Below are 10,893 nucleotides of genomic sequence, written 5' to 3' on the forward strand. Positions count from 1 at the left end.
AATGAAATTCAGTGAATCCTGGTTACGTGAGTGGGTCAACCCGCAGTTATCGACCAATGAGTTAGCAGAACAAATTTCGATGGCCGGTCTGGAAGTCGATGGCATCGAGCCTGTTGCTGGCGAGTTTAGCGGTGTGGTAGTCGGCCATGTGGTGGAATGTGGTCGTCATCCAGAAGCCGATAAATTACAAGTCACCAAAGTGGATATTGGCACAGGTGAGTTATTAGATATCGTTTGTGGTGCAGCCAACTGCCGTCAGGGCTTAAAAGTCGCAGTAGCCACAGTAGGCGCTGTATTACCGGGCGATTTTAAGATCAAGGCCGCCAAGTTACGTGGTCAGCCATCGAACGGTATGCTCTGTTCTTTATCTGAGCTTGGCATGGCCGAAAGTTCAGATGGTATTATTGAACTGCCTGCTGATGCGCCGCTGGGCCAGAATATTCGTCAGTACCTGACGTTAGATGACCAGGCGATTGAAGTAGATTTAACACCAAACCGTGCTGATTGTTTGGGCTTAAAAGGTTTAGCCCGTGAAGTGGGTGTGTTGAATAATCTGGATGTTTGTCAGCCAGAAATTGCAGCTGTTGCAGCAACGATCAGCGATGTAAAAGGTATTCAGTTATCTGCGCCACAGGCTTGTCCACGTTATTTGGGTCGTATTATTCGCAACATCAATACAGCTGCGGTAACGCCTTTGTGGATGGTAGAAAAGTTACGCCGCTCTGGTATCCGTTCTATTGATGCTGTGGTGGATGTAACCAACTTTGTCTTGTTGGAGCTGGGTCATCCGATGCACGCTTTTGATTTGGCAAAAATCGAGGGTGATATCGACGTACGTATGGCCAAAGAAGGCGAAAAGCTCACTCTGTTGGACAGCAACGAAGTGACGTTAAAAGCCAATACTCTGCTGATTGCCGATAGCCAAAAAGCCTTAGCAATGGCCGGTATCTTTGGTGGACTGCATAGTGGTGTCACCAAAGACAGCACCGACATTTTCCTTGAAAGTGCATTTTTCTCGCCTGTTGAAATGGCAGGTGTAGCCCGTCAATACGGTTTGCATACTGATGCATCACACCGCTATGAGCGTGGCGTCGACCCAGAATTACAACGCACTGCGATGGAAAGAGCGACGGCATTGCTGTTAGCTATTGTTGGCGGTGAAGCTGGCCCTGTGGTGGAAGCTGTGTCCGAACAGCACCTGCCAAAAGCGGCTCAAATTGTGTTAACCCGCACTAAGCTGGACCGTATTTTAGGTATTTCTATTGCGACAGAAACTGTCACTGAAATTTTCCAGCGTTTAGGGATGCAGGTCAAAGTGTCTGGTGACGAGTGGCAGGTGACAGTCCCCAGCTACCGTTTTGATATCTCTATTCCTGAAGATTTAATCGAAGAAGTAGCGCGGGTCTATGGCTATAACAATATTCCCAATATAGCGCCACAAGCTGCGCTTGCGATGAGCAAACATCAGGAAAGCCGTATTTCTGTTCACAGCTTACGTGATTTGCTGGTCGCCCGAGGTTATCAGGAAGCTATTACCTATAGTTTTGTTGACCCTAAAGTGCAGGAAACTTTATTCCCGGGTCAGCCTGCTTTGGTGCTGCCAAATCCAATTTCGGTGGATATGTCGGCGATGCGGTTAAACCTATGGCCTGGTTTGTTGCAGGCTGTGCAATACAACCAGAATCGTCAGCAAAATCGTATTCGTTTATTCGAATATGGCCTGAAGTTTATCCCTGATGCGAACGCTGAAGGTGGTGTACGTCAGGTGCCGGTGTTAGGTGGTGTCATTGTTGGAAGTTTCGGCAACGAACACTGGACTATCGCAGAGCGGGCTGTTGATTTTTATGATGTGAAAGGCGACGTGGAGGCGCTGTTAAGCTGCACTTCAGCTGCCGAATGTTTTACTTTCAGCACAGGTGAACACAGCGCCTTACATCCGGGTCAGACTGCCCAGTTAAACCGGGATGGCAAAGCTGTAGGTGTGCTTGGCGCCTTACATCCGGAAGCAGAGCGTAAATTGGGTATTAAAGGCAAAGCCTTTTTATTTGAAATCGAGCTGGAAGCATTTGGTGATAAGCATATTGTTTTAGCTCAGGAAACTTCAAAATATCCTGCAAACCGTCGTGATTTAGCTATTGTTGTGAAATCTGATGTGCGTTTTTCAGATATCCTTGCTACTATTAGAAAAGTTGGCGGAAATCAATTAGTTGACCTAAAATTGTTTGACGTCTACACAGGGCAGGGGGTTGCACAAGGCCATAAGTCATTGGCTATAGCTTTAACCTTGCAGGACAAGGCGCGGACGCTTGAAGATAAAGATATCCAACAGGTTATCTCTTCTGTGGTTGAGGTGCTAAGCAAAGAGTTCAACGCAACGTTGAGGGATTAAGAATGGCGCTTACCAAAGCCGATTTAGCAGAACGTTTATTTACCAAATTTGGCATCAGCAAGCGCGATGCAAAATTAATTGTCGAATCTTTTTTTGAAGAGATCCGCATTGCTTTGGAAGCAGGCGACCAGGTAAAACTGTCAGGTTTTGGTAATTTTGACCTGCGAGTAAAAAACCAACGGCCAGGCCGGAACCCAAAAACAGGTGAAGATATTCCTATCTCTGCCCGTTGTGTGGTGACCTTCAGACCAGGCCAGAAGTTGAAGAGCAGAGTCGAAGTCGGTACCGCCAAAAAGTAATACCTGCTCTTTATCGTTAAAAAAGGAGTGTTCCTCAAGGACACTCCTTTTTTATTTGCTTAAAAAGCTGTGGATTCAAAGTATGGATCCTCAATCAACGCTTTAAGGCACTCTTTTCTCTGCTGTTTTGGTGTTCTGTCCAGATGATTACATAAAATAACGAGTTTGAACTTAAGTGGTTAAATGTAAAGAAAATATAATAAAAATATAATTTTAATATAAAGAGTTATTTCGATGCCTTGCTAAGTTTTGAGCCGCAGGATGCAACTTCACATCATGGACTTCAAAATTCTTACCAAGGTACATATATGAAAAATAGAAATAAAGTACTGTTACTGGGAACTGCTGGTTGTTTTGCTTTATCCTTAACCTCAGTCGCTGTCGCTGCAGCAGTGGATCAACCCGTTTTGATCACTGCAGCAGATGTCGCGGTCATCGATCCTAGTGATGACAGTACTACCCGTTACATTGTGAAATACAAAAACGGCGGTGTAGGAAGTCTACAAAATGCGACTCAAGCTACTCCTGCATTCTCTGTGCAAAAAGCGGAAACCTTTGCTCGTAAATATAAAAGCAAAGTGATTAAACATTTAAGTTCAGTCAAATCGAGTGTGCTGGAATTAAATCCACGTCAGCTTAAAGCTATGGTGTCTGATCCTGAAGTGGAGTACATCGAGGTTGACCAGAAACGTTATCTGTTTGACGTGATCACACCTATGGCCCAAAGCACTCCTTATGGTATTCCTATGGTGCAGGCTAATCTGGTCAGCGATGCCAATGCTGCGAATACCAAAGTCTGTGTCATAGATACCGGCTACACTCTAAGCCATCCGGATTTACCGAATTCTGGCGTTAGCGGTTTTGCTTTTTCCGGCCACGGCAGTTGGTCATCGGACGGTAATGGTCATGGTACTCATGTTGCCGGTACCATGGTGGCTCTGAACAATAACGATGGTGTGATAGGGGTGCTGCCTTCAGCTCAGTCTGACGTGCATGTAGTTAAAATTTTTAATGATTCAGGAAACTGGACTTTTGCTTCTGATCTGATTGACGGGATCCAGTCTTGTCAGGATGCAGGGGCAAAAGTGGTGAATATGAGTTTAGGCGGCGGTAGCTCCAGTCAGACAGAACAAACCGCCATGACTAATTTTTACAACAGTGGAATGTTGTTAATTGCTGCGGCGGGTAACGCTGGCAATACCAGCTTGTCCTATCCTGCTTCTTACAACGCTGTGGTTTCGGTGGCTGCAGTAGATTCGAATCGTAATCTGGCAAGCTTTTCTCAGCGTAACGCTCAGGTAGAATTAGCAGGCCCTGGTGTTGCAGTGAATTCAACCTGGAATAACGGTGGCTACAACAGTATTAGCGGTACTTCTATGGCCTCACCTCATGTAGCTGGTGTTGCTGCGCTTGTATGGAGTAACCATCCTCAATGTACAGCTCCACAAATTCGCAGCGCCTTACAGGCGACAGCGCAGGACAGAGGCACAGCAGGGCGCGATAACTCTTTTGGTTTTGGTATAGTTCAAGCCAAAGCCGCAGTGGATTATCTGACGGCCAATGGTTGTAGCGGCGGTGGCGGTGGTGGTAATCCTCCACCAACAGGGGGGGAAACCTTTCCTAATCTTTCCGCCAGCACTGGGACCTGGTTACGTGGCTCTTACGTGATCCCCTCTGGCGTCAGTACTTTAACCTTTACCATTTCAGGTGGGACTGGTGATGCAGATCTGTACGTGCGTTACAACAGCCAGCCAACAGAAACGCTTTACAACTGCCGTCCTTATTTGAATGGCAATGCGGAACAGTGCACTATCAGCAACCCACAGGCGGGCACCTGGCACGTAGGCGTCAAAGCCTATACCACTTTTAGTGGTGTAACCATGAGTTACTCTTACTAAGTAACTAAGTATCGCCTTTACAAAAGCTGCGTCATCTGGCGCAGCTTTTACATTTTGCAAGGACAGCAAAATTTGGAACTCTAGTCAGGGGCTTTGGTTTGTTGAAAATATACCGTATCTGATATTCAAAAAATTTCTCTTGCAGTGATCCAATGAACCTGCTGATCTGTAAACAATTCTAGTCATCTCCGTGATTTTTTCTGTGAGTATAAATATGAGTATCCAAATCGGTGTCAGCGCTTGTGTGCTTGGTCAAAAAGTGCGGTTTGACGCCGGCCATAAAGCATCTGAATTCTGTAACAGTACCCTTGCTCCTTTTGTTTCTTATGTTCCTGTCTGTCCCGAACAGGCGATAGGATTAGGTGTGCCGCGTCCTGCCATTCGTTTGCAGCTTAATGCCGAGCAGCAAGTGCGATTGGTCAATAGCAAAGATAGCAGCATTGACCACACAGAAACTATGCTGCAATTTAGCCAAAAACTGTTACCAGAGCTGAAGCAGTTATCGGGCTATATCGTTTGCGCGAAATCACCCAGCTGTGGCATGGAGCGGGTAAGGTTAAATGATCAAAATGGTCATCAGTTGGGCAAAGTAGGAGTAGGGGTCTTTACCCAGCAATTGATGCATACCTACCCTTGGTTACCTGTAGAGGAGGATGGCCGTTTGCTTGACGCTAACCTGCGGGAAAATTTCGTCACCCGGATTTTTGCTTGCCATGACTATCAGCAGATGTTGCAATCCGGTTTTACTGTAGGCAAGTTGGTGGCTTTTCACAGCCGTTATAAGTTTTTGGTGATGGCGCATAGTCCAACAGCCTACCGGGAATTAGGCCGTTTAGTGGCTCAAGCCAAGTTGTTCGCTCCTGATGAATTGGCACAGCGTTATTTACTAGATTTAATGCAGGCCTTAAAACAACAGGCTACCCGAAAGCAGCAGGCGAATGTACTGATGCATTTGCAGGGCTTCTTTAAAAAGATGCTGACAAGCGCTGCCAAACAAGAGCTTTTGGCCCTTATTCATAAATACCGTCAGGGGCATTTGCCTTTATTGGCACCTTTAACTTTGCTACGCCACCATTTGGCTCAGCATCCACATCAGTATCTGGCGGCACAGCAGTACCTGCAGCCGTTCCCCGATGAGCTGGGGTTACGCGCCTGATGAGTAACAAAGCATTTTCTTTAGTCTGGCTGCGTAATGATTTGCGTGTTTATGACAACCAGGCTTTATTCGAGGCCTGTCAGTCAGGTTTGCCTGTAGTTGCACTTTTTATTGCTACGCCAGATAGCTGGCAGCAGCACTTTATGGCGCCGGTCAAACAAGATTTCATTCGCCGCCGTGTGGTACAGCTACAAACAGAGCTTGCTGCTTTGAATATTCCTTTAGTGGCGATTGAGGGCAGTGATTACTCCGCTGTGCCAGAGCTGATGCAGCAATTAATCAAGGCTGGAGCGGAAATCTTGTACGGCCACACCGAGTACGAACTGCGTGAGCGTGCACGTGATCGCAAGGTCAGCGATATTTTCGCTAAAGCAGGTAAAGCCTGTTTTTGGTTTGATCGCAAAGCGGTGATGCCACCAGGGTCTATCCTGAGCAAGACGGGCGGCATTTATCAGATTTTTACGCCTTTTAAGAAAACCTGGTTAGGGCGTTTGCGTGAAACGGGTGTGCGGTGTTTCCCTAAACCTAAAGCGCTGCCTGAAATAAAGTTGCAGCTGCCTGAGTTTTCTGTGATGCAACAGGGGGATGGAAGTTCAGCCGCTTATGCCGTGGATGAATTGCATGCTCTTGAACAGATGCGACAGTTTTGCCGGGATAAAGCCGCCTTTTATCAGACCGAACGTGACTTTCCCGCTTTAGCTGGCACGTCTTCCTTATCGGCGTATCTGGCGATAGGGGTGATTTCGGCACAGCAATGCATCAATCGTCTGCAACTTGAAGCCGCTCAAGACTGGGATAAAGAAAAATCTGGTGCAGCCGTCTGGCTTTCTGAGCTGGTATGGCGGGATTTTTATCACCATATTTTGATGGCTTTTCCAGAGCTGATTAAGCACAAGGCGTTTCAAAAAGACACTGATGGTATTGTCTGGCCAAACGACGCGGCGCTATTTCAGGCCTGGTGCGAGGGTAAAACTGGTTATCCTATAGTCGATGCGGCGATGCGCCAGTTGAATCAAACTGGTTGGATGCATAACAGGCTGCGTATGATAGTGGCCAGCTTTTTGGTGAAAGATTTGCATATTGATTGGCGTTGGGGTGAGCAGTATTTCATGTCGAAGCTGATTGATGGTGACTTTGCTGCCAATAACGGTGGGTGGCAATGGGCGGCCTCAACAGGCACAGATGCCGCCCCTTACTTCCGTATTTTTAATCCTGTGACTCAAAGTGAACGATTTGACCCGGACGGCGTATTTATAAAACGTATGTTGCCGGAGCTTGCTGATATACCAAAAAAACAAATCCATTGGCCACATCCTTTGCCGATGTGGAATGAGTACGTTAAACCTGTGGTGGATCACAGCAAAGCCCGATTGAAAACCTTAGAGTTATTCCATACTGTTAAAAAACCGCAGGATGAAGTGGATCATGAATGAGACAAACACGACAGAACGGCTCGAACGTTTCTTAAATTTTTACAATAACTTAAGTCAAAATAACTTAGACTCTCTTGCTGAACTCTATGCCACTAATGTGGAGTTTATCGACCCTGTGCACCACATGCTTGGGCTTGAACAGCTGCAGCAGTATTTCTCTCATGCTTATGCACGCTTAAGTAGTTGTCATTTTGTTGCGACCTCACAAATTGCTAATCAGGATCAGGGGTGCCTGAGTTGGTTGATGACGTTTACTCATGAAGCTATAGGCAATGGCAAACCTATCTCTGTGCACGGTTGTTCCATAGTGCACTGGAATAGTGAAGGCAAAATTGCGTATCACAGAGATTATTACGACTTAAATGAAATGGTATTGCAGCATATACCGCTGTTAGGCTGGGTCACGAACAAAATTAAACAAAAAATGGCAAAGGAAGCGTAGATGAAGATAGCAGTAATAGGCGGTGGTATTTCCGGCATGATCAGCTGGTATTTGTTGCAGCGCCAACATGAAGTCACTGTATTTGAAGCGGGTTCCTATCTGGGTGGCCACACTGCGACAGTAGATGTGAATGTTGAAGGTAAGGACTATGCCATCGACACAGGATTTATCGTATTCAACAACTGGACTTATCCATTGTTTAATAAGTTTTTAGCTGAGCTTCAGGTAGAATCTCAGCACACCCAAATGAGTTTTTCGGTGAAAAAAGCTGATACAGGTTTAGAATACAACGGCCATACCCTTTCAACTTTATTTGCGCAGCGTCGTAATCTGTTTCGGCCTTCGTTCTGGCGTATGCTGTTGGATATAGTCAAGTTTAATAAGTTGGGTAAGGAGTTGTTGGAGCAAAATCATCCGGATCTGGATTTATTGATTGACGAGTTCTTAGCCAAACATAACTTAGGCAAAGCACTTCGCAATGACTATTTATTGCCTATGGGCGCGGCGATTTGGTCCTCTGGTTTAGCGGATATGCCTTCTTTTCCACTGCGTTTTTTTCTGCAGTTTTTTAAAAACCATGGGTTGCTGAATGTGACTGAGCGTCCGCAATGGTCTGTGATCAAAGGCGGTTCACGGGAATATGTACGAGCTTTATTAAATACACTCAACCCTGCACAGCTCAAACTAAATAGCCCGGTAAAAGCGGTCAATAGGGATGCCGAAGGTGTTACGCTAGAGTTTATCGACGGGCGTATTGAGCGTTTTGATCAGGTCGTATTTGCCTGTCACAGCGATCAAGCTTTAGCTCTACTTAAGGATGCCAGCGACGCCGAACGGCAAGTTTTGGGCGGCATTGCTTATCAGAACAACGACGTGATTTTACACACGGATGATCGTATTTTGCCTCAACGTAAAGCCGCCTGGGCCGCATGGAACTACCATCTGACAGATGCTGCATCCAGCCATGCGACTTTGAGTTACAACATGAATATTCTGCAGGGCATCGAAGCGCCTGTTACTTTTGTGGTCACGCTGAATCACAGTAATGCTATTGATCAGAACAAGATTTTAAAACGTTTTCAATACGCTCATCCTGTGTTCAATCACTGCACTATTGCTGCGCAGCAACGCCGTGGTGAAATCAATGGTGTTAACCATAGTTGGTTCTGTGGTGCTTATTGGTATAACGGTTTCCATGAAGATGGTGTGCGAAGTGCGGTCGATATAGCCAGAGCCATGGGAGTGGAGTTTTGATCCCACCAGGCCATGCGTTATTAACAGGAGAAGTAGGGCATAAACGTTATCTGCCGAAAGTACACGGCTTTGACTATCAAGTGCATTATTTTTGGCTGGATCTGAATGAGCTCAACAGTATTCCGGCTAAAGGCTGGTTATGGTCAACTGCTCGTTTTGCTGCATGCAGCTATCGACGTTCTGATTATTTGTCCGGACCTGAGGATTTGGCTCAGGCGGTCCGGCTCAAAGTGCAGAGCTTAGGCTGTACTGATACTATCAGTAAAGTTTGTATGATGAGCCCGCTGGCGAATTGGGGCTATTACTTTAGTCCACTAACCTTGTATTACTGTTTTGATGATACACAGCAGTTAGTTGCGTTGTTAGCCGAGGTAAGCAACACACCATGGAATGAACGGCATTATTATCTGGTACCAGTGCAAAGCTCTGAAAAATCGCAGTATCAGCATGACAAGGCTTTTCATGTGTCGCCCTTTAATCCTATGGATATGCAATATCACTGGACAGTGCTCGCTAATTCAGAAAAACTAGAATTAGCTATCACTAATTATAAAGATGAGCAAAAGGTTTTCAGTGCCTGGTTTCATCTGTTGTCTCAGCCTTTTACTCAGACAGCACTTAAAGCTTTATTGATCCGTCGTCCATGGCAAAACGTACAAGTGATGACACGAATTTATTGGCATGCGTTAAAACTGCTACTCAAAGCAGTGCCTGTATATGGCCACCCTAAGTCAAAGGAAACAGCAAGATGACGGTTTCGATCACCGAACAATGTCCTTTTCAAAATCTGAGTTGGTTTGATAAAACCTGCCGTAAGTTGGTGCTAAATCATTTAAGCCAACTTTTGTACGGCGCAATCTTATTAGTTGAAGGCCAGGAAAAAACCCTGTTAGGCGATAGCAAGGGTGAAATGCAATGTACTCTTACCGTAGTGGATCCTGATTTTTATCAAAAAATGGTGTTTGCAGGCTCTGTTGGGGCAGGCGAGTCTTACATTTTAGGACAGTGGCGTTGTGATAACTTAACTTTATTAGTGCAGTTGTTAGCGCGTAACTCGGCTCTTTTGGATAAGCTGGAATCTGCCTGGGCCAGATTAAGTAAACCTGCATTAAAACTGTTGGATTGGCGTAATCGTAATACGAAGGAGCAGTCGCGGAAAAATATTGCGGCTCATTATGATCTGGGTAATTCCATGTATCAGCTGTTTTTAGATCCAAGCATGATGTACTCCAGTGCAGTGTATGAAACGGAAGACTGCACACTGGAACAAGCGCAGGTCAACAAACTGAAATCCATTTGTGACAAGCTACAGCTAAAACCGACCGATCATCTGATTGAAATAGGTACGGGCTGGGGCAGTATGGCTATTTTTGCCGCCCGCAATTATGGTTGTAAAGTCACCACTACTACTATTTCGCGCGAGCAACATGATTATGCAGCTGAAAAAATCCGTGAAGCTGGTCTGGAATCTCAAATTACTTTGTTGTTTCAGGATTACCGAGATTTAACAGGAACTTATGACAAGCTGGTTTCTATTGAAATGATTGAAGCCGTCGGTGATGACTTTCTCGATCAATACTTCGCGAAATGCTCAAGCTTACTCAAAGATGATGGTTTGATGGTATTGCAGGCTATTACCATAGCGGATCAACGTTATAGCCACTATGTCAAAGAAGTTGATTTTATCAAACGTTATATTTTCCCTGGCGGTTGCTTGCCCTCTATTCAGCGTATGAGTAACGCCGTCGCTAACTATACAGATTTAGTATTGCGCCAGGTGCAGGATATAGGCTTGGACTATGCCCGGACTTTACAGCATTGGTGTCAGAACTTTATGGCGTCACGGGATAAATTGCATCAGCTTGGCTATGATGATGAGTTTATCCGGCTTTGGCATTTTTATCTGTGTTACTGCGAAGGTGGTTTTTTGGAAAGAGCGACCAGTGCTGTGCATTTGGTCTTTACCAAACCATTGAACAGGAACAAAATCTAACTTTTCGTTGCTTAATAAAGCACGGTCGT

Annotated in this window: 9 protein-coding genes; all 9 read left to right on the forward strand. The window is 45.6% G+C overall.

Annotated features, from left to right (window positions below; translation table 11 throughout):
- The first annotated feature begins 1 nt into the window (after nucleotide 1).
- The 9 genes from pheT (at nucleotide 2) to WH43_RS11765 (ending at nucleotide 10,864) form a co-directional block, all read left to right on the forward strand.
- The gene (pheT, locus tag WH43_RS11725; protein WP_053424797.1) at nucleotides 2–2,389 is read left to right on the forward strand and encodes a phenylalanine--tRNA ligase subunit beta; all 2,388 of its coding nucleotides are present in this window, start codon (nucleotides 2–4) and stop codon (nucleotides 2,387–2,389) included.
- A 2-nt stretch (nucleotides 2,390–2,391) separates the two neighbouring features.
- Nucleotides 2,392–2,688, forward strand: coding sequence for an integration host factor subunit alpha (gene ihfA / locus WH43_RS11730; RefSeq protein ID WP_008898181.1), 297 nt, complete (start codon nucleotides 2,392–2,394; stop codon nucleotides 2,686–2,688).
- Between the two features lie 308 nt (nucleotides 2,689–2,996).
- Nucleotides 2,997–4,586: a S8 family serine peptidase gene (locus tag WH43_RS11735; RefSeq protein WP_053424798.1), complete on the forward strand. Its 1,590-nt coding sequence runs from the start codon at nucleotides 2,997–2,999 to the stop codon at nucleotides 4,584–4,586.
- A gap of 214 nt (nucleotides 4,587–4,800) precedes the next feature.
- A complete protein-coding gene (locus tag WH43_RS11740) occupies nucleotides 4,801–5,742 on the forward strand; it encodes a YbgA family protein (protein WP_053425019.1) in 942 nt (313 codons plus the stop codon).
- On the forward strand, nucleotides 5,742–7,175 hold the full coding sequence (gene phrB, locus WH43_RS11745) for a deoxyribodipyrimidine photo-lyase (protein ID WP_053424799.1): 1,434 nt from the start codon (nucleotides 5,742–5,744) through the stop codon (nucleotides 7,173–7,175). Before WH43_RS11740 ends, phrB begins: the two co-directional genes overlap by 1 nt.
- Nucleotides 7,168–7,617 carry a nuclear transport factor 2 family protein gene (locus WH43_RS11750; protein ID WP_053424800.1) on the forward strand — a complete coding sequence of 150 codons (450 nt, stop codon included), beginning with the start codon at nucleotides 7,168–7,170 and terminating at the stop codon, nucleotides 7,615–7,617. Before phrB ends, WH43_RS11750 begins: the two co-directional genes overlap by 8 nt.
- Nucleotides 7,618–8,871: an NAD(P)/FAD-dependent oxidoreductase gene (locus WH43_RS11755; RefSeq protein WP_053424801.1), complete on the forward strand. Its 1,254-nt coding sequence runs from the start codon at nucleotides 7,618–7,620 to the stop codon at nucleotides 8,869–8,871.
- Nucleotides 8,868–9,623 (forward strand): DUF1365 domain-containing protein, encoded by a 756-nt coding sequence (locus WH43_RS11760; RefSeq protein WP_286049695.1) that lies wholly within the window; start codon nucleotides 8,868–8,870, stop codon nucleotides 9,621–9,623. Before WH43_RS11755 ends, WH43_RS11760 begins: the two co-directional genes overlap by 4 nt.
- Nucleotides 9,620–10,864 carry an SAM-dependent methyltransferase gene (locus tag WH43_RS11765; protein WP_053424802.1) on the forward strand — a complete coding sequence of 415 codons (1,245 nt, stop codon included), beginning with the start codon at nucleotides 9,620–9,622 and terminating at the stop codon, nucleotides 10,862–10,864. Before WH43_RS11760 ends, WH43_RS11765 begins: the two co-directional genes overlap by 4 nt.
- Nucleotides 10,865–10,893: the final 29 nt, after the last annotated feature.

Origin of the sequence: Rheinheimera sp. KL1 (assembly GCF_001275035.1) — a bacterium.
Classification (GTDB): Bacteria; Pseudomonadota; Gammaproteobacteria; order Enterobacterales; family Alteromonadaceae; genus Pararheinheimera; species Pararheinheimera tangshanensis.

Coding starts and splice junctions, on each gene's coding strand:
- pheT (WP_053424797.1), top strand. CDS start 2: ATGAAATTCAGTGAATCCTGGTTACGTGAGTGGGTCAACCCGCAGTTA.
- ihfA (WP_008898181.1), top strand. CDS start 2,392: ATGGCGCTTACCAAAGCCGATTTAGCAGAACGTTTATTTACCAAATTT.
- WH43_RS11735 (WP_053424798.1), top strand. CDS start 2,997: ATGAAAAATAGAAATAAAGTACTGTTACTGGGAACTGCTGGTTGTTTT.
- WH43_RS11740 (WP_053425019.1), top strand. CDS start 4,801: ATGAGTATCCAAATCGGTGTCAGCGCTTGTGTGCTTGGTCAAAAAGTG.
- phrB (WP_053424799.1), top strand. CDS start 5,742: ATGAGTAACAAAGCATTTTCTTTAGTCTGGCTGCGTAATGATTTGCGT.
- WH43_RS11750 (WP_053424800.1), top strand. CDS start 7,168: ATGAATGAGACAAACACGACAGAACGGCTCGAACGTTTCTTAAATTTT.
- WH43_RS11755 (WP_053424801.1), top strand. CDS start 7,618: ATGAAGATAGCAGTAATAGGCGGTGGTATTTCCGGCATGATCAGCTGG.
- WH43_RS11765 (WP_053424802.1), top strand. CDS start 9,620: ATGACGGTTTCGATCACCGAACAATGTCCTTTTCAAAATCTGAGTTGG.